Genomic DNA, 23,619 nt, shown 5'->3' with positions numbered 1-23,619 from the left:
CATGCCCGTCCGGTTCGCCCCGTCAGCGGCGGGTGAAATCCGGGCGGCGCTTCTCGCGGAAGGCGCGCAACCCTTCCTCGGCGTCTGGGCCCTGCATCATCGCCTCCTCGCGCAGCCGCACCGCGTAATGCTGCTGAGACGGCGTCTCGCCCAGCACGTCGAGCGTCAGGCGCTTGAGGTTGCCGACCACATCCGCCGAATTCGCCGCCAGGGCCCGGGCCATCGCCCTGCCCGCCTCCAGCTGCCCGCCGGGGGGCACCAGGTCGTTGACGAAGCCGATGTCATAGGCCCGCCGGGCCGGGATCGGCCGACCCAGCAGCAAAAGCTCCATCGCCATCCGAGGTGGCAGGCGGTTGGTCGCGGCACTGACTGCGGCCAGCGAGAAGCCGAGTTTCGCCTCGGGGAAATGGAACTCGGTATCCTCGGCCGCGACGCAGAGGTCGCACATCGCCGACAGCATGAAGCCGAGCCCGATCACCTTGCCCCCCAGCGCCGCGACGATCGGCTTGTCGGTGCGAAAGCCGATCTCGGGCAGGGCGCGCCAGGCTTCGGTCGGCGGATCGTGCAGATCGGCCCCGGCGCAGAAGATCCCGGCCGAGGTCGAGGTCAGCACCGCAGCCCGCGCAGGCCCCCGGGCGAAGCGCTGAAAGGCTGCGTCGAGTTCGGCAGCCATGCGGCTGTCGATGGCGTTGCGCTTGGCGGGACGGTCGAGGGCGATGACGGCGATGCCGTCTTCCTCGTCGTAGCGGATCAGGGGCTCGGTCATCGTCCCTCCGTCAGGGCGCGGGTCAGGCGGGCGCAGAGGTCATCCATCAGCGCGGGCGTGGTCGCATAATTGAACCGCACATAGCCGTCCCAGCCCGGCCCGCACTGCGCGCCGTCGTTTACCCCGACCCGCGCCCGCTCCAGCAGGAAGCGCGCAGGGCCGCCCGGCAGATCGGCGGCGCGGGCATCGACCCAGAGGAAATAGGTAGACTCCGGCAGGAAGCAGCGCAGGCGCGGCTCGGCCTGGATCAGCGCCTCGGCCAGTTGCTGCCGCTGGCCACCAAGCCGCTCCATCAGCGCCGCCAGCCAATCGTCGCATTCCTCCCAGGCGGCAAGCGTCGCCTCCATGGCACCAACGCTGGGCAGGCCCAGCAGAACCTCGGGCACCCGCGCCTTGAAACGGGCCATCAAGTCGGCCGAACCGAAATGCATGATCCCGCAGCGCAGGCCGGGCGTGTTGAAGCTCTTGGTCGCGGAATAGAGGGTGACGATCCGCGCCGCCGCCTCGGGGAACATCTGCGCCAGCGGCTGATGGGCGTGGGGGGCGAAGACCAGATCGGCATGGATCTCGTCCGAGATGATGACCATGTCTTCGGCTTCGGCCAGCCGGATATAGGGCGCCAGTTCCTCCCGCGTGAAGACCCGGCCGGTGGGGTTGTGGGGATGGCAGAGCAGCAGCACCCGGGGCTTCAGGCCCCGCGCGGCCAGGGTCGCGGCGGGGTCGGGATCGGCACGCGGGCCGTCGGGCGCGTCACGCATCGGCACGTCGTGCAGAGCCCGCTGCCCCTGATCCAGCGCAATCAGGAAGGCCGGGTAGCAGGGCGTCTGGATCAGGATCCCCTCGCCCGGGTCGCTATAGGCCGTCAGGCAGGCCGCGATCGCCTGTAACAGATCGACGCAAAGCTGGGTGTCGCCGGGCTCCACCGCCCAGCCGAAGCGCTGCGCCATGCGGCGGGCGAAGCTGGCGGCGACATCGGCCATCGGCCCGACCGGGCCGCGCATCGGATAGCCGGTCCGCTCCGCTTCCAGCAGCGCCGCCAGCCGGGCGCGGATCGGGGCGGCGAGGTGGTAATCCATCTCGGCAATGCCCATGCCCAGCACATCGGGGGCGAAGGTCGACCATTTGGCGTTGTGCTTGTCCTTCAACGCCTCAAGGCTCATCGGCGCGAGGGGACTCATGCCTCGACACCCCGGTCCAGCCAGCGGGCGTCATGGCGCCCGGGAGGGCAGGGGGCCAGCGCCCAATCGCCCGGCGTGGCCGAGAAATGCGCAAAGGGCGCGAGGTGACGCAGAAGGCCGAAGGGGCTGTCGCGCTCGATCGACGGCGGCAGGCCCGCCGCGGTGGGGAAGGGCGCACCCGGGGTGCGGCCGGGGCCGGAAAGCGATTGCGACCACATGGTGACACGGGCCAGCGAGACATGGACGCGGTAGCTGCCCCCCTCGCGCGCCCGGCGCATCAGGGCGGCCAGCGTTCCGGTCGCGCCCAGATAGGCGGCGAGGTAATCGGCCAGAAGGCCCGTGGGCACGTAGCGCGGCTTGCCGCCCTGGCCTTCCTCCAGCGCGACGCCGGTCACCGATTGCGCCAGTTGCTCGAAGCCCTTGCGCCCGGCCCAGGGTCCGGTCCGCCCCCAGCTGTCGACGCTGACATGGACGAGGCCCGGATGCCCTGCCGGCAGCGCGGCGGCGAGGTCCTCGGCGCCGAGGCCGAAGCCCTCCATCGCGCCGGGCCGCCAGGATTGCACGAAGACATCGCCCGAGAGCGCCAGCCGCCGCATCCGCTCCAGATCGCCGGGGCGGTTGAAGTCGAGATAGGCGGCCCGCTTGCCCCAGCCGGTTTCCAGCAGGAACGCCTGCGGATCGGCATGGGCGGGGGCGCTGATCCTCAGGCAATCGACGCCCTGCTCGGCCAGTGTCCGGGTCAGGATCGGCCCGGCGATGACATGGGTGAAATCGAGGACACGCAGCCCGGCCAGCGGCCGTTCTGCGGCGGGCAGGGGCTGCGGCGCGCCGTCAGCGATCTTCTCGACCGTGACGAGGGGTGCCGCGGCCAGCGCCTGCCCCTGGGGATGCGCCTGCCATTCGGCCCGGCTGCGGACCATGGTCCCGGCGAGATTGGCGGCGGCAAAGGCCTCTTCCCAGTCCAGCGCGTCGCGCTTGGCGACGGCTCGGGCGATGGCCTCGGGCGTGTTGGCGCAATCGAGGACGGCGAGCGCCCCGTCGCGCAGCCCGGGATAGGTGCCCATCGGGTGGAACCAGCGTCCGTCCCGCGCCTGATAGAAGGTGCTGAGCGGTGCGGCGGCGCCAGACGCCATTGTCATGTCCTGGCCATAGCAGGACTGGAAAAGCCCGCAGCAAAGCGCATAGACCGCTGCGTTTCGGTCAAGGCTCACCGCCTGCGCCGGACCGCCCCGCAGCGCGCCGAATTCCGCCGTGGCGATGGCCTGCGCCATCACCGCGGTGCGCGCGGCCAGGGCCAGGGCGAGATCAGTATCCAAGGGAGGTTCCTCGCCGGTATATCCGGCGCGGGTGGTCAGCTCGGCCAGCGGCAGGCCAAGCGGGTCCAGCACGTCCGCAAGCGCGGCGCGTTCGGTTTGGCTCAGGGGCATGTCGGGGCCTTTCAGTGTCCGAGGATGTCTTGCAGGAAGGCGCGCGCCCGCGCGCTTTCGGGGGCCGTGAAGAATTGCGCGGGGGTCGTGTCCTCGACGATGGCGCCTTCGGCCATGAATATGATCCGGCTGGCCACATCGCGGGCGAAGCCCATCTCATGCGTGACGCAGAGCATGGTCATGCCATCCTGCGCCAGTTCGCGAATGACGGCCAGAACCTCGCCCACCATCTCGGGGTCGAGGGCCGAGGTCGGTTCGTCAAACAGCAGCACCGGCGGCTCCATCGCCAGCGCCCGGGCGATGGCGATGCGCTGCTGCTGCCCGCCCGAGAGCGTGTCGGTGTGGACGTCGCGCTTGTCACGCAGTCCCACCCGGTCGAGGAGCTGCATCGCCTTGGCCTCGGCCGCTTCCCGGCTCAGGCCTTTCAGCTTGCGGGGCGCCAGCGTGATGTTGTCGATCACCGACAGATGCGGAAACAGGTTGAACTGCTGGAAGACGAAGCCGATCCCCTGCCGCAGCGCGCGGATCTCGCTGGTTCTGGGGTCGATGGTCTTGCCGTCGACGGTGATGGTGCCCTTGTCGATGCTCTCCAGCCCGTTGATCGTGCGCAAGAGCGTGGTCTTGCCGGATCCCGAGGGGCCGCAGAGCACCAGCACCTCGCCGGTCTGAACCGTCAGGCTGATGTCCTTGAGAACGTGCAGCCGGTCGAAATGCTTGTCGAGATGGGAAATGGTGATCATGAGGCGGGTTCCAAAGCGATTTTCGCCGTGCGGCGGCCGCGCCGTTCCAGACGGCGGCCCAGCAGCAGAAGCGGATAGCAGAGGGCGAAATAGGCGAGCGCCAGCAGCGCATAGGCCTGGATCGCCTGACCGGGCAGGTTGTTGGCGAGATCGAGGAAGGTCTGCGTGGCCTCGGTGGCGCCGATGGCGGCCCCCAGCGCGGTTTCCTTGATCAGGAGCGACAGCTGGCTGACCAGGCTGGGCAGCATGTTGCGCAAGGCCTGCGGCAGGATGACGAAGCGCATGGTCTGCACCCGGCCGAAGCCCAGCGACATCGCCGCCTCGGTCTGGCCGCGGGGCAGGGCGTCGATGCCCGCCACGACGATCTTCGAGATATAGGCGCCGTTGAACAGGACCAGCGTGATCAGCATGGTGATCGCGGGCGGGAAGGATACGCCAAGCGCCGCGGGCAGCAGGAAATAGACCCAGAGCACGTGCAGGAGCAGCGGCACCGAGCGGATGTAGAAGATGATCAGCTCGGCCAGCGCCCGCACCGGCTTCAACCGGCTGCGCAGCGGAACGGCCATCAGCAAGCCAACGGGCATCGCCAGCACCAGCCCGCTCACCGCCAGCACCACGGTCAGCGCCAGACCACCCAGCGGCGTATGCGGGAAGCCGCCGATCAGCAGTTGCAGCCAGTATTCCTGAAGGATCTCGATCATGCCTGCGCTCCCCGGGATTTGACCGCGGTGCGGCTGTAGGCGCGGCTGGCCAGCGTCAGCACGGTGCAGATCGCCAGATAGACGAGTGTCGCCGAGGCATAGGGCAGAAAGGGCTCATAGGTGATGTCCTGGATGCGCTGCGCCTGGTAGACCAGCTCGGGCACGCCGATCATCAGCGCGATCGAGGTGTTCTTGGTGATGGTCATCGCCTGACCCAGCAGCGGCGGGACCGAGATGCGGAAGGCCTGCGGCAGGATCACGTAGCGGAAGGTCTCGAGGCTGGAGAAACCCAGCGACAGCGAGGCTTCGGTCTGGCCCTTGGGGATCGACCGCAGGCCCGAGCGCAGATCCTCGGAAATGAAGGCGCCCGCGTAGATCGAGATGGCGATAGCGGCGCAGATGAAGTTCACGTCCCGGGCGTAGAGCCACATCCGCGGCCCGTCGGGCAGCAGTTCGGGCGCGCCGAAATACCAGAAGATCACATGCACCAGCAGCGGCACCGAGCGGATGGCATCGACCAGCAGGCCCACGGCCTGCCGGACGATCCAGAAGGGCGACAGCCGGATCAGCGTCAGCAAGACGCCGATCACGAAGCCCGCCGCCAGCGTGACCCCGCTCAATTGCAGGGTGACGGTCAATCCCTTGAGCAACAGCTCTCCGTATCGACCGCTCAGAAACTCGATCAGGGTCACGCGGCGGGGTCCTTACTCGGCGGGCTGGTTGTCGGTGTTGATGGTGAAGCTGCGCTCCATCTGCATCGGCGTCGCGGCACCGAAGAAGCGGTCGAAGCTGGCCACGGCGCTGCCATCGGCCTCCATGCCCAGAAGCGCCTCATTCACCGCCGCGCGCAGCGCCGGTTCGTCCTTGCGCAGGCCGACACCCAGCCAGTCGTCGGTCAGGAAGCCGTCGAGCAGGTGGTATTCACCCGGCGCGCCGCTCATCTGGCCCAGAAGCGTGCTTTCATCGCCGGCCATCGCCTGCACCATGCCCCGCTGCAACGCCAGGAAGGTATTGGCAGGGTTCGGGAAGCCCACGGTGGTGGCGTCGCGGTAGCGCTCGGCGACGATCATCGAGGCCATGCCGCTTTCCGGCACGGCGATGCGGCGGCCGTCCAGCTGGTCCAGCGCCGTGATCTCGCTGCTGTTCGGAACGGCGACGCGGACGCCGGTGCGGAAATAGGGGATCGAGAAATCGACCTGCTGCGCCCGTTCGGGCGTGATGGTCAGCGCCGCGGTGGCGATGTCGATGCGACCCGCAGTCAGGTCGGGGATGCGCGAGGCGCCGGTGACATAGCGCAGTTCGGGCGTCACGCCGATATGGGCGGCGATGGCGTTGCAGACATCGACGTCGAAGCCCACGGGCGTGCGCTCGTTGCCGTTCTCCAGGAACGAGAAGGGCACGTAGTTGGACGGCACGCCGCAGACCAGCACCCCGGCGGCGCGGATATCGTCAAGCTGGTCGGCCTGGGCGGCACCAGCCACGGCAAGGCAGGCGCCTGCCAGCAGGATCGTGCGCAAAGTCATGGTCTTCTCTCCCTTGGATGAGGTGGAAATTCAAAAGAATTTCCTTGTCCTTGCGGCCGTGGATCGCCGCGAAATCACGCTCCGAACATTCAGCTTTGGACTGAAGACCACAAGAAAATTCTCGTTGCGCATTATCAAGTCTGAGCTTAGCAATGATGGATCGGAACAGCGCCGGTATGCCGCGCGGGAGCGCCATGTTCAACCTCACCCTCCGCCAGCTGCGCGCCATTCATACCATCAACGATTGCGGCAGTTTCGCCGCCGCGGCGCGCGGGCTGAACGTCTCGGCCGCGGCGCTGAGCGCGATGATGCGCGAGGCCGAGGCCGCGATCGGCTTTCGCCTCTTCGAACGGACGACCCGCTCGCTGCGCCTGACCGATACGGGGGCCGAGTTCCTGCCCCATGTGCAGCGCATCCTGGCCGAACTCGAACGGGCCGACGCCTTCATCCAGCGCCAGCGCGAGGGCGAAAGCGCCACCCTGCGCATCGCCGCCACGCAATTCCTGTCCTGCGCCGTGCTGCCGCCGCTGCTCTATGCCTTCCGCAACGCCGTGCCCGAGGCCCGGATCCAGATGATCGACAGTGCCATCGACGACGTGATCGAGACCGTGCGCTCGGGCAAGGCCGATCTCGGGGTCTATCTGGACGTGGACAGCGACGAGGGGCTGGAGGCCGTGCCGCTTTTCCGCTCGCCGCTCTGCGTGGTGCTGGGGCAGACCCATCCCTTGGCCGATCAGCCCAGTATCACCTGGTCGCAGCTGGCCGGGCACAACATCATCTATGTCGGCCGCGAGCAGAACCTGCGCCAGAATCTGGCCGAGGCGCAGGTCGATCTGGACATTCTTCCCCACCAGCAGGTCGCGCATGGCACCAGCGCGCTGACCCTCATCGCCGCGGGCGAGGGGATCGCGGTCATGACGCGCTATGTGCAGCCGATGCTGCCGATCTATGGCCTGCGGATGGTGCCGCTGGTCGAGCCGTCTCTGGACCGGCAGGTCATGATCATCCACCGCCGCAAGCCGCATCTGTCGCGCCTGTCGCGGAAGTTCGTGGCCTTCGCGCAGGCGACGCGGCTGGGGGATTGAGCGGGGCTGCAAGGGCATTGGCCCAGATCGGCCCGCCCGGTGTCAGCTGCCCGCCAGGAGCCCGGCATAGACACCGCCCGCCGCGGCCAGGGTCTTGTGGGTCCCGGTCTCGACCACCCGGCCGTTTTGCATGACCACGATCAGGTCGGCGTCGCGGATGGTCGAGAGGCGGTGCGCGATGGTGATCGTCGTGCGGCCCTTCGACAGCGCGTCCAAAGCCTGCGACATGGCCCGTTCGGTCTGGGTATCGAGGGCGCTTGTCGCCTCGTCCAGCAGCAGGATCGGCGGATCGCGCAGCAGCGTGCGGGCCAGCGCCAGCCGCTGCTTTTCGCCACCCGAGAAGCGGGAACCGCCTTCGCCGACCAATGTGTCATAGCCCTCGGGCAGGGCGGCGATGTGGTCGTGGATCTGCGCCACCTTGGCGGCGGCGATGATCTCGGCGTCAGTCGCCTCCGGGCGGGCGAAGCGCAGGTTCTCGGCCACGGAGGCGTGCAGCAGATAGGGCTCCTGCGACACCACTCCCAGCATCTGTGACAGCGTCTCGAAGCTCAGGTCGCGCAGGTCGACGCCGTCAAAGCGGATCGCGCCCGCCTCCACATCGTAAAGCCGTGCCAGAAGGTAGCCGAGCGTCGTCTTGCCCGAGCCGGTCGGGCCGACGATGGCGACATGGCTACCGGCCGGGATCGGCAGGCTTACGTCCTGCACCGCGGGTCCGCGCCCGTCGGCATAGGAAAAGCTGACGTGGTCCAAGACCACCGCGCCGCGCATCCGCGACCTCTCGATGATGACCGGATCCGCGCGTTCGGTGATCTCGACGGGTTTGTCGAGATATTCGAAGACGCGGGCAAAGAGGGCGCGGGTCTTGCGCGTCTCTCGCCCGACCTCGAGCAATTGCTCGAAGGGCCACAGAAGTTGCTCCTGCAAGGCGATCATCGCCACCAGCGTGCCGATGCTGGCTGGGCTGCCGGTCTGCATCAACAGGCCGCCCACCAGCAGGGTCAGCGCGGGCAGGGTGGCCAGCGCGAACCCGATCAGCGACCATTGCCATTCGCCTGCCGTGTGCGAGCGGACCTCGAGCCCGGCCAGATCGCGCGAGATGCGGGCGAAGCGCTGCGTGAGCCAGGGACCGCGCCCCATGGTGCGGGCCAGAATGATCCCAGGCGCCGAGAGCGTCTCGTGCACCGCGGCGGACATATCGGCTGCGCGCGCCTGCTGCTCATAGGTCAGCGCCTCGCGCAGCCGGGCGACCCGGGCGCTGATCAAGACAGTCACCGGCACGATCACGAGGACGAAGGCTGCCAGCCGCCAATCCAGAAGCACGATCGCCACCGCCGTCATCACCACCGTGCTGAGCGAGCGCCCCAGCTCGTTCGCGGTCTCGGTCATCAGGGATTGCAGCCCGGCGATGTCGCCCGCGATCCGCGCCTGCACCTCGCCGGTACGGGTGCCGGTGAAGAAGCGCAGCGACAGCGTCTGCAGATGCGCATAGAGCCGGACCCGCAGGTCATGCAGGATCGCCTGCCCGATGCGGGCGCTCTGGACGATCTGCAGTGCGCCGATCCCGGCCGAGGCCAGCGCCGCCAGGATCATGCCCCCCGCCAGCCAGACCAGCAGCGAGAGATCCTGTTGCGGCAGGGCGACGTCGATGATTGCGCGCAGCAGGAACGGCCCGGCAAGCCCGATGGCCGAGGCCAGGATCATCAGCGCCACCACCGCCGCGATCCGCGCGCGATAGGGCGTGAAAAGCCGCAGGATGCGCCGCACCGAGACGTGCCGGGCGGCGAGGTCGTCATAGCTGTCGGGCGCGTCAGTCATCGGCTTTTTCCGCGGCAGGAGGTTTTTTGGGCAGGCGGATTTCGACGCTCAGACCCGGTTCCGCATCCGGCAGGATCCGCGCCTCGCCGCCATGGGCGCGGGCGATGGCGCGGACGATGGGCAGGCCCAGGCCCGACCCGCCAAGGCTGCGCCCGCGCGAGGCCTCGGCCCGCCAGAACCTGTCGAAGGCGCGGGCCTGATCCTCGGGGGGCAGGCCCGGCCCGGTGTCGGTGCAGCGAAAGACGACCTCGTCGCCGTCCTCGGCGGTTTCGACATGGACCCGGCTCTGCGGCGCATAGCGGCGGCAGTTCTCCAGGATCGCGACGATGGCCTGCCGCAGTCGCGTCCGGTCCCCCACCATCCGCGCGGGGGCCAGCGCTCGGTCGAGCGTGATCCCGGCGGTTGCGAGTTCCGTTTCCAGCCCGGTGAGCGCGACGCCGACCTCACCGGCCAGATCGAAGGCGCTGTAGGTCAGGTCCAGCTTGCCCGCGTTGCTCAGGGCAAGCGTTCGCAATTCCTCGACCAGATCCGAGAGGTGATCGACATGCTCGATCAGCCGCTCGTAAAGCGGCGGTGTCGGCTCGAAGACGCCGTCCGACAGGCCTTGCAGACGCCCCCGCAGGATGGTCAGCGGCGTGCGCAATTCATGCGCAATGGCCGAGTTGGAATAGGCCAGTTCAGCCTCGGCGCGTTCCAGCCGCTCGGCCATGGTGTTGAAATCCGCCAGCAGATCCGCGGCTTCGCGGAAGCTGCCGGGGGGCAGGGCGGCGCGGGCCGAAAAATCGCCGCTGGCGATCTGCCGCGCCGCACCCGCAACCGACGTCAGGGGCGCGACGATGCGCCGGGCCAGCCGCCAGCCGATGACCGAGGCGGTCAGCAGGCCGAAGCCCAGCAGCACCAGCACCATCACGGTGTCGGCGGGCTGCCAGAGGGCATAGACCTCAGGGTCGGGATAGAGCCATTCGTAGATGAACAGGAAATAGGCCATCAGCCCCAGATAGACGATCAGCCCTGCAATCAGCGTCAGCGCGACTATCGTCCGGGAGATGCGGGCGTTGAGGTTAGCGGCCATGGAGAGCCTCCAGCCGGTAGCCGATCCCGCGCACCCCTTCGAGCAGGCCATCCGCCCCTGCGGCCGCCAGCTTGCGGCGCAGGTTGCTGACATGGCTGTCCACGGTGCGGTCCAGCGCCGAGCCTTCGGGCAGGCAGGCATCGACCAGATCGCCCCGGGTGAACGCTCGTCCCGGGAAACGCGCCATATGCGCCAGCACCCGGTATTCCGTGGGCGTCAGGTCCAGCGCCACCGGCCCGGCCTCGCTGTCGATCACCGCGCGATAGGCCTGCGGATCGACCGTCAGCGGCCCCACGCGCAGCAGATGGTCGGGGCTGCGCCCCCGCGTGCGGCGCAGGACCGCCCGGGCGCGGGCCACCACCTCATGCGGGTTGAAGGGTTTGACCACGTAATCATCGGCCCCGATCCGCAGCGCCTGCAGCTTGTCCAGATCCTCGGCCAGGGCGGTGACCATGATGACCGGCGTGTCGCCCCGGCGACGGATCGCGGCCAGCACCTCGTAGCCGTCCTGCCCGGGCAGCTTGATGTCCAGCACCACCAGATCGGGGCGCAGGCGCTGGTGATGGGCCAGCCCCGTGGTGCCGTCACGCGCGCTGATCACCCGGAACCCCTCGCGGGCGAAATAGGTCTCGAGGATCTCGGCGATCTCGGGCTCGTCTTCGATGATCAGGATCAGGGCGTCGGTCATGGCGCGGTCTTTCGTCTTTGGTCTTGCTTTGCCCCCCCGGTCAGGCGGCTGACAGTCACATAAAGCACCGGCACGAAGAAAACGGCCAGCACCGTGGCCGAGACCATGCCGCCGAAGACGCCGGTGCCGATGGCGTTCTGGATTTCCGAGGCGGCGCCCCGCGCCAGCATCAGCGGCACCACGCCGAGGATGAAGGCGAGCGACGTCATGAGGATCGGCCGCAGCCTGAGGCGCGCGGCCTGCAAGATGGCCCGCTGCATCCCCATCCCCTCGGCCCGCAGGTGGCGGGCGTATTCGATCATGAGGATCGCGTTCTTTGCGGAAAGGCCGATGATGGTGACAAGGCCCACCTTGAAGAACACGTCGTTGTCGGCCCCCCGCAGCAGCACCGCGCTGACCGCGCCGAGGACCCCCAGCGGCACCACCAGCATCACCGCGACCGGGATAGACCAGCTTTCATAGAGCGCGGCCAGCACCAGGAACACGACCAGCATCGAGGCCGCCAGCAGCATCGGCGCCTGATTGGCCGATTGCCGCTCCTGCAGCGATTGCCCGGTCCATTCCACGGCGAAGCCCTGCGGCAACGATTGCGCCAGCCGCTCCATCTCGGCCATGGCCGCGCCGCTGGAGACCCCGCTCGCCGCTTCGCCCGAGATACGGGCGGCCGGATAGCCGTTGTAGCGGCTCAGCTGCAGCGGCGTGCTCTGCCAGACCGGGGTCACCACTTCCGACAGCGGCACCATGGCGCCATCGGCATTGCGCAGCTCCAGCCGCAGCACGTCCTCGGCATGCATCCGGAACGGGGCATCGACCTGGACGATGACCTGCTGCATCCGCCCCTGGTTGGGGAAGTCGTTGACATAGGTCGAGCCGATGGCGGCCGCGATGGTCTCGGTGATCGCGTCGAACCGCAGGCCCAGGGTCTGGGCCTTTTCCCGGTCGATCTGCAGGGCGATGCTCATGCCATCGGGCAGACCCTCGCTCATGACCCCGCTCAGGAGCGGGCTTTGCGAGGCCAGCGCGATCAGCTGCTCCTCGGCCGCGCGGAGCGCCGCGGGACCGGCATTGGCGCGGTCTTCCAGCCGCAGCGAGAAGCCCGAGGTCGAGCCCAGCGATTCGATGGCCGGGGGTTTCATGATCATGGCCATCCCTTCGGGAATGTCCGCCATCGCTGCCTCGGCCGCGGCGATTTCCTCGTCCACGGTGGTCTGGCGGGTGTCCCAGTCGAGCATGCTGGTGAAGGCCTGCGCCGCGTTCGGACCCGAGCCCGAAAAGCCGAAGCCCAGGATCACCGTGTTCTCGCTGATATCGGGACGGGTCGCGGTATGGGCCTCGTAGGCGGCGATCACGGCGCGGGTGCGTTCGGCGGTGGCCCCGGCGGGCAGTTCGAACATGGCCATGAAACTGCCCTGATCCTCTTCGGGGACGAACGAGGTCGGGATTCGTGCATAGCCCACGGCCAGCACCGCGATCAGGGCGACATAGAGGACCAGCATCCGCCCGCCGCGGCGCAGGGTGACGCCTACCCAGCCGGTGTAGCGCCGGGTCAGCGCGTCGAATCGGCGGTTGAACCAGCCGAAGAAGCCGCGTGCCTCGCCATGCCCGGTGACGGGTTTCAGGAGCGTGGCGCAAAGCGCGGGGGTCAGCGTCAGCGCGAGGAAAGCCGAGAACAGGATCGACACCGCCATCGACAGCGTGAACTGCCGATAGATGGCCCCGACCGATCCGCTGGCCAGCCCCATCGGGATGAACACAGCCGCCAGCACCAGCGTGATACCGACAATGGCGCCGGAAATCTCGCGCATCGCCTGTTGCGTCGCCTCGCGGGGCGACAGGCCCTGCCGTGCCATGATCCGCTCGACTGTCTCGACCACGACGATGGCGTCATCGACGATGATGCCGATCGCCAGCACCATGCCGAACATCGTCAGCACGTTGATCGAAAAGCCCGCGACCCACATCACCGCAAAGGTTCCCAGCAGGGCGATAGGCGCGACAATCGTCGGGATCAGCGTATAGCGCAGCTTTTGCAGGAACAGCAGAATCACCAGGAAGACCAGCCCCATCGCCTCGAACAGGGTCTGGATCACCTTGGTGATCGACACTTTCACGAAAGGCGCGGTGTTGTACGAGATCGAAACCTCCATATCCGAGGGCATCGACAGGCGCAGTTCGGCGAGCCGGGCCTCGATGGCGGCGGAGGTGCGGACGGCATTGGCGCCCGGGGACATCTGGACCGCCGCGGCGGCCGCTGCCTGACCGTTGCTGCTGACGCTGAAGGCCGTGGTCTGCGCGGCAAGTTCCAGCCGGGCGACATCGCCCAGCACCAGGCGCCCGCCGGCGCTGTCCGCCCGCAGCGGGATCGCGGCGAAAGCCTCGGGCGTGGTCAGCTGGCCCTGGATCGTCAGCGGGGTCGAGATGCGGGTGCCCGGAACGGTCGGCTCGTCGCCGACCCGTCCGGGCGCGGCCTGCAGGTTCTCGCGCGCGATGGCCTCGGTGACATCGGCCATGGTCAGCCCATAGGCCGAGAGCCGGGCGGGATCGACCCAGACCCGCATCGCCCGTTCGGAGCCGAAGCTCTGCACGCGCCCGACACCGGGGATGCGCTTGAGTTCTTCCGCGAGGTTGCGCGACAGGTATTCGCCAAGGCTCAGCTCATCCGTCGCGCCCGACCGCGAGCGCAGCGTGATGACCATGAGGAACCCGGATTCCGCCGCCTCGACCGAGACGCCGGCCCGGCGGACCGACGCAGGCAGCAGGGCCTCGGCGTTCTTCAGCCGGTTCTGCACCTCGACCTGGGCCATCTCGACATTGGTGCCGGGCATGAAGGTGACCGAGACATTGGCCCCGCCGGTCGAATCGACGCTGGATTCGTAATAGAGAACGTTCCGCACGCTGGAGAGTTCGCGCTCGATCGGGCGGATCACGCTGTCGCTGACGGTTTGCGCATCGGCCCCGGCATAGGTGGTGAAGATGCTCACGCTGGGCGGCGCCACATCGGGGAAGCGGGCGACCGGCAGGCGCGGAATGGCAACGATCCCGGCCAACGCGATGAAGATGGCGATGACCCAGGCGAAGACCGGGCGCAGGATGAAGAACTGGGGCATTGGATCCGCTTCTCAGAGCTGGGGATCGGAGGGGAGGACGTCGTCCGTCCGGGTGCTGACCGACACCGTCGTCCCTTCGGGCACGCGGTGTTGCCCGCGGATTGCCACGACCTCGCCCGCTGTCACGCCCGAGGCGATGATGACGCGGTTGCCGACCCGCTCGCCGAGGCTCACGTCACGGCGCGTGGCCTCGCCCTGGGGCGAGACGATGACAAGCTGGGCGCCGCCACCCGACGTGCGCAGGACCGCCTCCTCGGGCACCAGAAGTGCGTCGGGGAGAACCCCGCGCGGCAATCTGGCGCGGACGAACATGCCGGGCAGCAGGGTCAGTTCGGGATTGTCGGCCTCGATCCGCAGGCTGACATAGCCGGTTCCCGGGTCGACGATCACGTCCGAGGATCGGATAACGCCCGTCAGCGGCGCGGCGCCGTGCCGGTCCACCAGCAGCTGGACCGGGCCCAGCCCGTCCTCGGCGGCGATCAGCACCGCGTCCAGCACATCCGCCGGCAGACGGAGGTCGACGAAGACCTTGTCGAGGTCCTGTACGACCGCCAGCGCCCTGTCGCCGCCCGGCGCCGCCAGCCCGCCGATATCGGCCAGCCCGGCGCTGACATAGCCCCCGATCGGGCTGCGCAGCGTGGCGAAGTCCAGCTCCAGCCGCTTGCGGGTCACCGCGGCGCGGGCTTCGGCAACGCCGGCGCTGGCCAGCAACAGATCGTTATGCGCCGTATCGTTGCGCTCACGGCTGATGGCATTCTCGGCCAGCAGGGCATCGGCGCGCTCGGCATTGCGCCGTGCATGGGCCTCGGAGGCTTCGGCCCGGGCAAGCGCGGCTTCGGCCAGGGCAAGGTCGGCCTCCAGCGGCGCCGGGTCGATGCGGAACAGCACATCCCCGGCCGCGACGCGGCTGCCTTCCCCGACCAGCCTTTCGCGGATCAGGCCACTGATCTGCGGCCGGATCTCGACCCGCCGGAAGGCGACAACCCGGCCGGAATAGTCACTTTCAAGGATGATCCGCTCGGGCTGCAGTGTTGCCACGGTCAGATGGACCGCCGCCTCTGCCTCGACCTCCTGCGCCACGGCCTCCTGCGGTTGGCTGGCCAGACGGAAAACGGCGAGCGATCCTGCCACCAGGGCAAGGACCAGAAGGATCGAGAGGCTGCGGCGTGCCATATTGCTACCCATGAGTTTCACAGGGTCAGCATGTGGCCCCCTCGGATGGACGAATGGCTCAGGTTTTGTGGAGATTATGTGGAGGTCACCGAAAACGCGCCGCGGATCCGTGCCTGACCCCTGAAAATGTCGTCATTCTTCAAGACCCCGGGGGACGTTTGGGCCGATATGGCGGCGGAACACCTCTGCAGGAGCCGAACCTTGAAATTCCGATACACGATCCTCTATGTCGATGACGTCCCCGGCACGGTCGATTTCTTCCAGCGCGCCTTTGGCCTGCCGCTCGGCATGCTGCACGAGGGGGGCGATTACGCCGAACTGGCGACCGGCGAGACCAGGCTCGCTTTTTCCTCGACCGCGCTCATGCGGCAACTGGACAAGAACCCGGCTGCGCCCTCGATCAACGCTCCGACCTTCGAGATCGCCTTCGAGGTGGCCGATGTCGCGGGGGCGCTTGCCCGGGCCCTCGATGCCGGGGCGTCGCTGGTGCAGGACCTGCGGCACGAGCCCTGGGGCCAGACCACGTCCTATGTCAGCGATCCGAACGGCTATCTGATCGAGATCTGCTCACCCGTTCAGGCCCCGGACGAAAGCTGAGATGGAGGCGTCGGACAAGGCCCGGATGCTCGATGCGCTGCGCACGATCATCACCTCGCTGTGCCCGGATGCCGCTTTTCTGGAGAAATACGGCGGCGTGGTTGTCGAGCGGGTGGCAGGCGGGCCAGAGGGTCATTTCTGTGGGATCTTCGCCTATGCACGGTATGTCTCGCTCGAGTTCTCGCAAGGGGCGCGCCTCGATGATCCTCGTGGCCTGCTGGAAGGGTCCGGCAAGCAGCGGCGGCACCTGAAACTGCGATCCGTTGCGGATATCGAGGCCAAGGCCTGCCGGACCTTTCTGGAACAGGCCGCCCGTCTATAGCCCGGCGGGTTCGGGCCAGTTGCCCAGCCCGGGCGCCAGGATCTGCTCGAGCCGGGAGGGATTGGCGCGCAACCGGGCGGGGCTCTGGCCGAACCACCGGACGAAGTCCCGGGTCATATGCGCCTGATCGCTGTAGTCGAAGGCAAAGGCGATCTCGATCAGGGGCAGGGCGCCCGGAAGGGCCTGGGCCGCGCGTCGGGCGCGGCCCAGTTGCCGCCAGAAATCGGGGCTGGGCAGGGACAGGCCTGCGAACCGCCGCTGAAAGGTGCGCAGAGTGACCCCGCTTTGCCGCGCGATCCCGGCCACGGTTGCCGCTGGACGGCCGATCGCGCCGATCGCCTCGCTCAGGTCGGGATCGCGCCGGAGCTCGGAACTGAGGATCTCGGCCACGGGCGCCTCCTCCGCCTGCAGCGCGGCAAGGGCCGCAGGGGACAGGATGCTGCCGGGGGAAAGCCGGTAGCCGGTCAGGCTGGTCCCGGCGGCCAGTTCGACGCTGCGCGGGGCGTTGTCCCAGCCGGTGTAGAGGACTTCCGCCGGGGCGTCGCCACGCGCGGCAACGATGATGTCCCGGCAGCCATCCGGCAGGACAGACGCGCCCTCGGGGTCTGTCGTCCTGTGTTCCCACCGCAGATACAGCACTGTCGAGACCCTTCATTGCCCATTGCCGGACAGGTTTCACAAATGGCGCGCCCTGTCCAACCGCGGTTTCCTTCCCCAGAGGCAGGTCAGCGGATCAGCACGGTCGACAGGACCGGCAGGAAGCACAGCACCAGCAGCAGGGCCACCGACACGGCGATATAGGGCAGCACGGCGCGAAACAGGGGGATCGGCCGCACCCCGGATATCCCCGACGCTACGTAAAGCGCCGCCCCCACCGGCGGGGTCAGCAGGCCCACCACCAGCGTCAGGGTGACGACGATGCCCAGATGCACCGGGTCGAGTCCATAGACCCCGGTGGCAATGGGCAGCAGGATCGGCACGGTGATGATCAGCGCGGCGATGCCGTCGATCAGCGTCCCCAGCACCAGAAGCGCCAGCATGATGATCAGCAGGAAGACGTATTTATTGTCGGTGAGGCCGGTCAGCAGCTCGGCCAGCCGCGCGGGCATGCGGCCATAGATGATGACCCAGCCGAACACCGCCGAGGCGGCGACGATGGCCAGCACCATCGCCGTGTTGCGGCCCGCGCGTTCCAGCACCGCGGGCAAGCGGCGCAGGTCGAGTTCGCGATAGACGAAGGCGCCGATCAGGATCGCCACCAGCGCGGCCGAGGCCGCCGCCTCGGTCGGCGAGCCGAAACCGCCGACGATGGTCGCGACAATGGCCAGGGGCACCAGCAGCGCGGGCAGGGCGCGCACCACGACCTTTAGCGCTTCGGCGCGGGCATAGGCCTCGGACCGGGGATAGTTGCGCCGGAAGCCGATCACCCCCGCCAGCACCAGAAAGGATGCGGCCATGATGAGGCCCGGCACCAGCCCCGAGATCAGCATATCGGCGACCGGCACTTGCGCCAGCACGGCGAAGATGATCAGCGGCATTGACGGCGGGATGATCGGCCCCAGCAGGCCGCCTGCGCAGGTCATGGCCGCGGCATCGGCCTTGGGATAGCCCGCGCGCTCCATCTCGGGGACCATGATGCGGGTCATGACCGCCGTCTGGGCGATGGCCGAGCCGATGATGGCGGCCATCATGGCATTGGCCAGGATGTTGACATAGGCCAGCCCGCCCCGCACCGACCCCACCAGCACCCGGCTCAGCGCAATGAGCCGCGTGGTGATGCCGCATTCGTTCATCAATTCACCGGCGATGATGAACAAGGGGATGGCGAGCAGGCTGAAATTGCCGAGCCCGCCGCTCAGCTGCACCAACAGGTTGTCGAACAGCGCCGCGTGGCCGCTGCCGCCGATATAGACCATGCTGCTGAGCACGAGCACGGCAAAGACCGGCACCCCGAGGATCATGAGTGCGAGGAAGATCAGGACGGTCATTCACGCCTCCTGCGGGAGGAGGGCGGCATCCTGCGGATCGAGCAGCCGGGCCAGCGCGTGGATCCCCCCGAAGGCGAAGAACGGCACCGGCGCCAGCCAGATCCAGGCCTTGGCGATCCCCAGCGTGTTGGTGGGTTCGAGCCAGGTGAAATTCCCGGTCTCGATGGCGCGGGGCAGGGGGTCGCGCCAGTTGGTCAGCAGGCCGGGCAGGTCGAACATCCGCCAGGCGAGGACCAGCAGCAGCGCCGACAACCCCAGCAGCACCAGATCCGACGCCATCCGCAGCCAGCGGGCGGCCCGGGGCGACACCATGTCGGCCAGCAGGGTCACGCCCGGGTGCTGGCCGGTGCGGATCAGCATGGACTGGCCGACGAAGGCCGCCAGGGTCATCAGCGCGATCAGCGCCTCGGCCGCCCAATAGAGCGAGCGGCCGCCGATGGTCAGGCCGATGTTGACCAGCGTTAGGATCAGGATCGCGGCCATTAGCGCCTGCAACAGGCGCCGTTCAAGCGCGAAGAGGCCGCGCGAGACCCGGGTGACCGGATGCGGGCGGGTCGGGGACAGGGGGGGCATGGAAAGGCTCCGCGGGCTGGGCGGCGCCGTCCTCGAGGGAAGCGCGCCGCTGGCAGGGAAGGGGCGGGCCCGGTCGCGCCGGATCCGCCCGTGGCCGGGGGCAGGGATCAGTCGGCGAAGCGCGCGGCCTCGGCGCGCAGCGCGGCGATGTCGCCGATGCCCTGGCCGAAGCTTTCGTCCCAGGCGGCCTGAAGGTCGGCGTAATCCGAGGGCGCTACCTCGACGATGGTCAGCGTCCCCTCGGCGGCGAGCCGCTGGAAATGCGCGCGCGAGACCTCTTCCGCGGCCAGTGTCGCCTCGATCACGCCCCGGGCATAAGCGGCGCCGTGCTCGTCCAGCAGCGTGCGGTCCTCGTCCGAAAGACGCTGCCAGGTACGGGCCGAAACGATGACCACCGCCGGGAACATGCCCTGGTTCGACATCAACAGCGTGCGCGCGTGATCGGCGATGTTGAGCACGCGGAAGATGTCGAGATTGGTCTCCAGCGCGTCGACCTGTCCGTTGGCGAAGGCGTCGTAGATCGCCGGCAGCGGCAGGGGCGTGGGGGCCGAACCGATCAGCTGGTTGAAGGCCAGGATCGCCGGGGATGCGGTGATCCGCACGCGGCGGCCTCGCAGGTCGGCGGGCGATTGCGCGTCGAAGCTGGTCATGACCTGCGTGACCCCGGCCATGCCATAGCCCAGCCCATGCACGCCGACGCGGCTGTCGAGCAGCGCCATCAGCCTGCGCGGCGTCTCGCCCTCGGTCAGGAAGCGGCCCGCCTGTTCGTTCGAGGCGACGAGCCCGGGCGCCAGCAGCAGATTCATCTCCGGCACCCGGTTGGCCAGTTCCGAGACGGTGATCAGCATCATGTCCAGCGTGCCCGATTGCACCTGCCGCAGCATGTCGGCCTCGGTGCCCAGCTGGCCGGAATGGAAGACCTCGGTCTCGATCCGGCCCTCGGTCGCCTCGGTCAGCCCCTCGGCGAAGCGGATCGTCTCCAGCGTCCAGGCCTGTTGCGGCGGCGTTACCACGCCGATGCGCAGGGTCTCGGCCCAGCCCGCGCCCGCCATCAGGACGCCGAGGCCTGCGGCCAAGGCGGCCGACAATCTGGTCGTTTTCATCGTGTTCTCCTCCCAAAAGAACGATGCATGATTTCCCTGCGGGCGACGCTTTGCCGTCAGACCGAAGGGCCGTGCGAAATGGAATCGATGCGGATCTGCGCCGTGCCGCCCCTGAGGCGGGACACGCAGGCACAGAGGGCGCCCTTGCGCCCCTGCTCGCCGAGGAACACGTCGCGGTGGTCGACTTCGCCGTCGATTTCCTCGATCTCGACCTTGCACAGGCCGCATTCGCCGCGGCGGCAGTCGTACATCACCGGCTGGCCCGCCATCAGCAGCGCGTCGAGCAGCGACTGGTCGCGGCGCACCGCCACCTCGGTGCCGGTTTCGACCACGCGCACGGTGAAGGGCACGGAATCGGTGGCGCCGGAATTGGCGAAACTCTCATAGCGCAGTCTGGCAGGGGCGCGGCCCGCGGCAGCCCAGGCGGATTTGACGGCGGCCATCATCGGATAGGGGCCGCACAGGTAGAGTTCGGTCTCGGGGCCGAGCCCGTCAACGAAGGTGGGAGCGTCCAGCAGGCCCTGGGCGCTGTCGTCGTGCAGGGCGAAGGCGGCGCCGAACTCGGCCTGCATCTGCGCAATCCAGGGGGCGCTGGCCCGGTCGCGGACGCAATAGCGCAGGGTGAAATCGCGCCCCGCCTCCTTCAGCGCCCGGGCCTGGGCGAGGATCGGCGTGATGCCGATCCCGCCCGCCAGGAACGCATGCCTGGGCGCGGCGAAGGACAGCGGGAAATCGTTGCGCGCGGCCGAGATCGTGATCCGGTCGCCCGGGCGCAGCCGCCCCATGGCGCGCGAGCCGCCGCGGCTGTCGGGCAGCAGCTTGACGGCAATGCGCAGGCTGCGGTCGGGGCCGATCGCGACATGCGAATAGGACCGGACCTGCACGCCGCCCTCAAGCGGCAGATGCACGTCGATATGACCGCCGGGTTCGAAAACGATCCCCTCGCCATGCGGCAGAAGGTCGATCTGGGCAACGTCCGGGCAGGGGCGATCGGTGGCGACAATCGTCGCCTCAAGCAGTGCAGACATGGGAAACTCCGGGTGCTCAGCCGACGGCGCGCAGCGACTGGCGCCGGGCGTCTTCCTCGTCGAGCATCTGCTGGTTGATGCGGCGCGCCCACATCGCGCCCGCGTCGATGTTGAGGTTGTAGAAGGTCTTGTCGGGATAGGCCTCCATCGCCCGCTGCTGCTGGGCGAGGATCTCCTCGTCCTGGCGGAACACGTGGCGGACCCCGTCGCGATGGGCGTTGGTCGTGCTCTGGTTCGTCGTGTCGAAATTGCGCACGAAGGCCCAGAAGTAATGACAGGTGCTGTCGGTCTCGGGGGTGATGGTGTTGATGACCCAGGCGTTGCGCCCCTGCGAACGGTCGCCCCCGGGCGCGCCGGTGCCGGTGGGGGCGACGCCGACGTCGATCTGGATCGTGCTGGGCGCGGTGAAATGGATGATCTGCCAGCGGTCGACCTTCGGCACCCCGGGCAGCTGCGCGGCCCAGAAATTGGCCGGGATCGAGTCGATCATCCAGCGCGTGACCGTCGCCTTGCGGTCCCCGTGCGAGACGTCGAAGGGCGCTTCCGCCACCGCCTCGTTGCCGATGGAGCCCGCATGCACGAAGGTCTCGTGCGTGAGGTCCATCAGGTTGTCCAGCACCAGCTGGAAATTGCACTGCGCATGGATATGGGTGCCGTCGCCTGCCCAGTCGGGATGGTCGAGGCGGCCCATGTCCGGGATCAGCGCCGGATCGGCCAGCTTGGGATCGCCGGGCCAGATCCAGATCAGGCGGTGCCGTTCCTCGACCGGGAAGGCGCGGACGCTGGCCGAGGGGTTGATCGTGTCCTGCGAGGGCATGTGCACGCAGCGCCCGCCGGGCTCGTATTTCAGCCCGTGATACGGGCAGACCACCGTGTCGCCGTCGAGCTGGCCTTTCGACAGGGGCACCAGCCGGTGCCAGCAGACATCGGCCAGCGCCGCCACCTTGCCCGCCTGGGTGCGGTAGAAAACGATGTCATGGCCGCAGACCTTGCGATGCGACAGCTTGCGCCCGGCCTCGTCCTGCCAGGCAAGGGCATACCAGGCGTCTTGCGGAAACGGGGTATTCAGCATCGGCAATCCTCCCTTTGCGATAGGTATAACGTGAACATATATTATGTACACGGTCAATATACTTTCGCTGCGGAAAGCGAGGGCTGTCGGGTGTGCGGCGGGGAGGGCGATATGGCTGGACAGGATTCGAGGGAATCCGTAGTCAGCGGAGACGGATCGTCGGTGAGCCATCCTGGAGGAGAAGGGCGTGTACAGTAATCTCTATGACCTTCCCGGTCACCGGATCCGACGGGTCAACCAGATCATCGTCGCGCGCTTCACCGAACGGTGCCAGGCGACGGGCATCACCCCGGTGCAATACGCGGCGATGATGGCGATCCGGCATGAGGGCGCGAATGACGCGACGCAGATCTCGGCGATGATCGGCTTCGACCGGGCGACGCTGGGCAGTGTGCTGGACCGGCTGGAAAAGCGCGGCCTGATCGTGCGCGGGGGCCATCCGACCGACAGGCGGGTCAAGGTGATTTCGCTGACGCCCGCCGGAAACCTGGCGCTGGACGAGGTGCATCCGCTGGTGCTGGCCAGCCAGGGCGATTTCATGTCGCTGCTCGACCCGGAGGAGCAGCAGCAACTGATGACGCTCCTGGACAAGATCATCCGGAAATCCGAGCATTACTCGGGCCCTGCGGGGGATGCTGACGCCTAGGGCCCGGCTTTCGCCACCGCCCGGACCCACCTGCCGGGGCGCGCAAATACCTCCGCAAACGCGCTCTCGGTGCCGTGCCGGGTTGTGACCGGACGGCAGGGGGTGATACCGATGCCTGCGGTCCGGCTCCCGGTCGGATCGGGCGAGGGCAGCGAAAGGCGTTGGACATGGCGAAATCTCCGGCGACCAGTCCGCGGAGCCGCGACAAGGGGCAGAAAGCCGCGCCCGAGCTGTCCAAGACCCAGATCGTAGAGACCGCGCTGCGGCTGATCGACGAGGAGGGCTTGCAGGGTTTCTCGGTCCGCAGCGTCGCCAAGGCCCTCGGCTGCTATCCCACGGCGATCTACTGGTACACGCCAAGCCGCCATTTCCTGATCGCCGAGATCGTCACAATCATCCTGCGCGACGTCGTCCCCACCGCCGATCTGGGGTGGCAGGACTGGCTGCGTGCGCTCTTCACCCGCTACCGGACCGCTATCGCCCGTCACCCCAACGCCGCCCCGCTGATCGGCGTGAACCTCGTCTCGAACGCCTCGGTCGATGTCGATCTGCTGGAGGGGTTGCTGACCAAGCTTCACGAGGCGGGGTTCCGGGACGAGGGCCTGATCGACGCCTATAACGCGGTTGTGGGGGCCATGGTCGGCTTCACCACGCAGGAATTTGCCATGGAGCCGCCCGATGCCGACGACCTTCAGGGCTATCTGACCGGCTTTCCCGCCAAGATCGACGCCGCACGCCATCCGATGCTTGCGCGGATGGCGGGGCCGATGATGGGTCGGTCCTTCATCCTGCGCTGGCAGAACGGCGCAACCCGGCCGATGGACGGCGCCTTCGCGCTTTATGTCGATGCTTTCGTTGCGGGGCTCGAAGTCCTCCTCCGTCGCGCTGAGCGCTGAAATTCCCGGATTTGCACCGGGTTTCCCACCCGGTCCGCCCTAAGCCGCCGCTCCTCAGGGGGGCAGCGATCGGGATTTCTTGTCCGCCGTACAATAATTCTTGTACGGCGGACAATGAT

23 protein-coding genes are annotated in these 23,619 nt (G+C 68.1%); 5 read left to right on the top strand and 18 right to left on the bottom strand.

What is annotated here, in order from left to right; translation table 11 throughout:
* Positions 1-22: 22 nt before the first annotated feature.
* The 7 genes from VDQ18_RS00680 to VDQ18_RS00650 are packed head-to-tail and all read right to left on the bottom strand — an operon-like array spanning position 23 to position 6,335.
* Positions 23-766 (bottom strand): enoyl-CoA hydratase/isomerase family protein, encoded by a 744-nt coding sequence (locus tag VDQ18_RS00680; RefSeq protein ID WP_323019112.1) that lies wholly within the window; start codon positions 764-766, stop codon positions 23-25.
* A complete protein-coding gene (locus VDQ18_RS00675) occupies positions 763-1,944 on the bottom strand; it encodes a MalY/PatB family protein (protein ID WP_323019111.1) in 1,182 nt (393 codons plus the stop codon). Before VDQ18_RS00675 ends, VDQ18_RS00680 begins: the two co-directional genes overlap by 4 nt.
* Entirely contained in the window at positions 1,941-3,371 is a 1,431-nt protein-coding gene (locus tag VDQ18_RS00670) for a CoA transferase (protein WP_323019110.1), read from the bottom strand. Before VDQ18_RS00670 ends, VDQ18_RS00675 begins: the two co-directional genes overlap by 4 nt.
* 11 nt (positions 3,372-3,382) lie before the next feature.
* The gene (locus VDQ18_RS00665; RefSeq protein ID WP_323019109.1) at positions 3,383-4,111 is read right to left on the bottom strand and encodes an amino acid ABC transporter ATP-binding protein; all 729 of its coding nucleotides are present in this window, start codon (positions 4,109-4,111) and stop codon (positions 3,383-3,385) included.
* On the bottom strand, positions 4,108-4,812 hold the full coding sequence (locus VDQ18_RS00660) for an amino acid ABC transporter permease (protein ID WP_323019108.1): 705 nt from the start codon (positions 4,810-4,812) through the stop codon (positions 4,108-4,110). The genes VDQ18_RS00665 and VDQ18_RS00660 overlap by 4 nt, the downstream gene beginning before the upstream one ends.
* Positions 4,809-5,504, bottom strand: coding sequence for an amino acid ABC transporter permease (locus VDQ18_RS00655; RefSeq protein WP_323019107.1), 696 nt, complete (start codon positions 5,502-5,504; stop codon positions 4,809-4,811). The genes VDQ18_RS00660 and VDQ18_RS00655 overlap by 4 nt, the downstream gene beginning before the upstream one ends.
* 12 nt (positions 5,505-5,516) lie before the next feature.
* A complete protein-coding gene (locus VDQ18_RS00650) occupies positions 5,517-6,335 on the bottom strand; it encodes a transporter substrate-binding domain-containing protein (protein WP_323019106.1) in 819 nt (272 codons plus the stop codon).
* 194 nt (positions 6,336-6,529) lie between these two features.
* On the opposite strand from VDQ18_RS00650, the gene VDQ18_RS00645 reads away from it, so the two are divergent.
* Positions 6,530-7,420: a LysR family transcriptional regulator gene (locus tag VDQ18_RS00645; RefSeq protein ID WP_323019105.1), complete on the top strand. Its 891-nt coding sequence runs from the start codon at positions 6,530-6,532 to the stop codon at positions 7,418-7,420.
* Positions 7,421-7,462: 42 nt separating this feature from the next.
* Here the strand turns inward: VDQ18_RS00645 and VDQ18_RS00640 are convergent, their stop codons facing one another.
* Genes VDQ18_RS00640 through VDQ18_RS00620 form a run of 5 tightly spaced genes read right to left on the bottom strand, consistent with a single transcriptional unit; the run spans position 7,463 to position 15,275 of the window.
* Positions 7,463-9,235 carry an ABC transporter ATP-binding protein gene (locus VDQ18_RS00640; RefSeq protein ID WP_323019104.1) on the bottom strand — a complete coding sequence of 591 codons (1,773 nt, stop codon included), beginning with the start codon at positions 9,233-9,235 and terminating at the stop codon, positions 7,463-7,465.
* Positions 9,228-10,307 carry an ATP-binding protein gene (locus VDQ18_RS00635; protein ID WP_323019103.1) on the bottom strand — a complete coding sequence of 360 codons (1,080 nt, stop codon included), beginning with the start codon at positions 10,305-10,307 and terminating at the stop codon, positions 9,228-9,230. The genes VDQ18_RS00640 and VDQ18_RS00635 overlap by 8 nt, the downstream gene beginning before the upstream one ends.
* Positions 10,297-10,995 (bottom strand): response regulator, encoded by a 699-nt coding sequence (locus VDQ18_RS00630; RefSeq protein ID WP_323019102.1) that lies wholly within the window; start codon positions 10,993-10,995, stop codon positions 10,297-10,299. Before VDQ18_RS00630 ends, VDQ18_RS00635 begins: the two co-directional genes overlap by 11 nt.
* On the bottom strand, positions 10,992-14,102 hold the full coding sequence (locus tag VDQ18_RS00625; RefSeq protein WP_323019101.1) for a multidrug efflux RND transporter permease subunit: 3,111 nt from the start codon (positions 14,100-14,102) through the stop codon (positions 10,992-10,994). Before VDQ18_RS00625 ends, VDQ18_RS00630 begins: the two co-directional genes overlap by 4 nt.
* A gap of 12 nt (positions 14,103-14,114) precedes the next feature.
* A complete protein-coding gene (locus VDQ18_RS00620) occupies positions 14,115-15,275 on the bottom strand; it encodes an efflux RND transporter periplasmic adaptor subunit (protein ID WP_323019100.1) in 1,161 nt (386 codons plus the stop codon).
* 201 nt (positions 15,276-15,476) lie between these two features.
* On the opposite strand from VDQ18_RS00620, the gene VDQ18_RS00615 reads away from it, so the two are divergent.
* Positions 15,477-15,872 (top strand): VOC family protein, encoded by a 396-nt coding sequence (locus tag VDQ18_RS00615; protein ID WP_323019099.1) that lies wholly within the window; start codon positions 15,477-15,479, stop codon positions 15,870-15,872.
* 1 nt (position 15,873) lies between these two features.
* Complete coding sequence (locus tag VDQ18_RS00610) at positions 15,874-16,194, top strand: DUF1801 domain-containing protein (protein ID WP_323019098.1); 321 nt, start codon at positions 15,874-15,876, stop codon at positions 16,192-16,194.
* Here the strand turns inward: VDQ18_RS00610 and VDQ18_RS00605 are convergent.
* The 6 genes from VDQ18_RS00605 to VDQ18_RS00580 all read right to left on the bottom strand — a co-directional run bounded on the left by VDQ18_RS00605 (position 16,189) and on the right by VDQ18_RS00580 (position 21,958).
* Positions 16,189-16,833 carry a helix-turn-helix domain-containing protein gene (locus VDQ18_RS00605; RefSeq protein ID WP_323019097.1) on the bottom strand — a complete coding sequence of 215 codons (645 nt, stop codon included), beginning with the start codon at positions 16,831-16,833 and terminating at the stop codon, positions 16,189-16,191. The genes VDQ18_RS00610 and VDQ18_RS00605 overlap by 6 nt on opposite strands.
* A gap of 86 nt (positions 16,834-16,919) precedes the next feature.
* Complete coding sequence (locus tag VDQ18_RS00600) at positions 16,920-18,182, bottom strand: TRAP transporter large permease (RefSeq protein WP_323019096.1); 1,263 nt, start codon at positions 18,180-18,182, stop codon at positions 16,920-16,922.
* Positions 18,183-18,755, bottom strand: a complete 573-nt coding sequence (locus tag VDQ18_RS00595) for a TRAP transporter small permease (protein ID WP_323019095.1) — start codon at positions 18,753-18,755, stop codon at positions 18,183-18,185.
* 107 nt (positions 18,756-18,862) lie between these two features.
* Complete coding sequence (locus VDQ18_RS00590) at positions 18,863-19,858, bottom strand: TRAP transporter substrate-binding protein (protein ID WP_323019094.1); 996 nt, start codon at positions 19,856-19,858, stop codon at positions 18,863-18,865.
* Between the two features lie 56 nt (positions 19,859-19,914).
* Positions 19,915-20,886 (bottom strand): PDR/VanB family oxidoreductase, encoded by a 972-nt coding sequence (locus tag VDQ18_RS00585; protein WP_323019093.1) that lies wholly within the window; start codon positions 20,884-20,886, stop codon positions 19,915-19,917.
* 16 nt (positions 20,887-20,902) lie between these two features.
* Positions 20,903-21,958 carry an aromatic ring-hydroxylating dioxygenase subunit alpha gene (locus VDQ18_RS00580; RefSeq protein WP_323019092.1) on the bottom strand — a complete coding sequence of 352 codons (1,056 nt, stop codon included), beginning with the start codon at positions 21,956-21,958 and terminating at the stop codon, positions 20,903-20,905.
* A gap of 187 nt (positions 21,959-22,145) precedes the next feature.
* On the opposite strand from VDQ18_RS00580, the gene VDQ18_RS00575 reads away from it, so the two are divergent.
* Together VDQ18_RS00575 and VDQ18_RS00570 are read left to right on the top strand one after the other, a co-directional pair.
* Positions 22,146-22,604: a MarR family winged helix-turn-helix transcriptional regulator gene (locus tag VDQ18_RS00575; RefSeq protein WP_323019091.1), complete on the top strand. Its 459-nt coding sequence runs from the start codon at positions 22,146-22,148 to the stop codon at positions 22,602-22,604.
* A gap of 167 nt (positions 22,605-22,771) precedes the next feature.
* Positions 22,772-23,500, top strand: coding sequence for a TetR/AcrR family transcriptional regulator C-terminal domain-containing protein (locus VDQ18_RS00570; RefSeq protein WP_323019090.1), 729 nt, complete (start codon positions 22,772-22,774; stop codon positions 23,498-23,500).
* Positions 23,501-23,619: the final 119 nt, after the last annotated feature.

The sequence above is a fragment of the Pararhodobacter sp. genome (genome assembly GCF_034676075.1).
Taxonomy (GTDB): Bacteria; Pseudomonadota; Alphaproteobacteria; order Rhodobacterales; family Rhodobacteraceae; genus Pararhodobacter.
The sequence above is the reverse complement of the archived record's forward strand: the minus strand, read 5'-3'. Positions and strand labels throughout refer to the sequence as shown.

Bases quoted from the DNA above. Each gene is read 5' to 3' on its own strand.
- VDQ18_RS00680 (WP_323019112.1), bottom strand. From the start codon at position 766: ATGACCGAGCCCCTGATCCGCTACGACGAGGAAGACGGCATCGCCGTC.
- VDQ18_RS00675 (WP_323019111.1), bottom strand. From the start codon at position 1,944: ATGAGTCCCCTCGCGCCGATGAGCCTTGAGGCGTTGAAGGACAAGCAC.
- VDQ18_RS00670 (WP_323019110.1), bottom strand. From the start codon at position 3,371: ATGCCCCTGAGCCAAACCGAACGCGCCGCGCTTGCGGACGTGCTGGAC.
- VDQ18_RS00665 (WP_323019109.1), bottom strand. From the start codon at position 4,111: ATGATCACCATTTCCCATCTCGACAAGCATTTCGACCGGCTGCACGTT.
- VDQ18_RS00660 (WP_323019108.1), bottom strand. From the start codon at position 4,812: ATGATCGAGATCCTTCAGGAATACTGGCTGCAACTGCTGATCGGCGGC.
- VDQ18_RS00650 (WP_323019106.1), bottom strand. From the start codon at position 6,335: ATGACTTTGCGCACGATCCTGCTGGCAGGCGCCTGCCTTGCCGTGGCT.
- VDQ18_RS00645 (WP_323019105.1), top strand. From the start codon at position 6,530: ATGTTCAACCTCACCCTCCGCCAGCTGCGCGCCATTCATACCATCAAC.
- VDQ18_RS00640 (WP_323019104.1), bottom strand. From the start codon at position 9,235: ATGACTGACGCGCCCGACAGCTATGACGACCTCGCCGCCCGGCACGTC.
- VDQ18_RS00635 (WP_323019103.1), bottom strand. From the start codon at position 10,307: ATGGCCGCTAACCTCAACGCCCGCATCTCCCGGACGATAGTCGCGCTG.
- VDQ18_RS00630 (WP_323019102.1), bottom strand. From the start codon at position 10,995: ATGACCGACGCCCTGATCCTGATCATCGAAGACGAGCCCGAGATCGCC.
- VDQ18_RS00625 (WP_323019101.1), bottom strand. From the start codon at position 14,102: ATGCCCCAGTTCTTCATCCTGCGCCCGGTCTTCGCCTGGGTCATCGCC.
- VDQ18_RS00620 (WP_323019100.1), bottom strand. From the start codon at position 15,275: ATGGCACGCCGCAGCCTCTCGATCCTTCTGGTCCTTGCCCTGGTGGCA.
- VDQ18_RS00610 (WP_323019098.1), top strand. From the start codon at position 15,874: ATGGAGGCGTCGGACAAGGCCCGGATGCTCGATGCGCTGCGCACGATC.
- VDQ18_RS00600 (WP_323019096.1), bottom strand. From the start codon at position 18,182: ATGACCGTCCTGATCTTCCTCGCACTCATGATCCTCGGGGTGCCGGTC.
- VDQ18_RS00595 (WP_323019095.1), bottom strand. From the start codon at position 18,755: ATGCCCCCCCTGTCCCCGACCCGCCCGCATCCGGTCACCCGGGTCTCG.
- VDQ18_RS00590 (WP_323019094.1), bottom strand. From the start codon at position 19,858: ATGAAAACGACCAGATTGTCGGCCGCCTTGGCCGCAGGCCTCGGCGTC.
- VDQ18_RS00585 (WP_323019093.1), bottom strand. From the start codon at position 20,886: ATGTCTGCACTGCTTGAGGCGACGATTGTCGCCACCGATCGCCCCTGC.
- VDQ18_RS00580 (WP_323019092.1), bottom strand. From the start codon at position 21,958: ATGCTGAATACCCCGTTTCCGCAAGACGCCTGGTATGCCCTTGCCTGG.
- VDQ18_RS00570 (WP_323019090.1), top strand. From the start codon at position 22,772: ATGGCGAAATCTCCGGCGACCAGTCCGCGGAGCCGCGACAAGGGGCAG.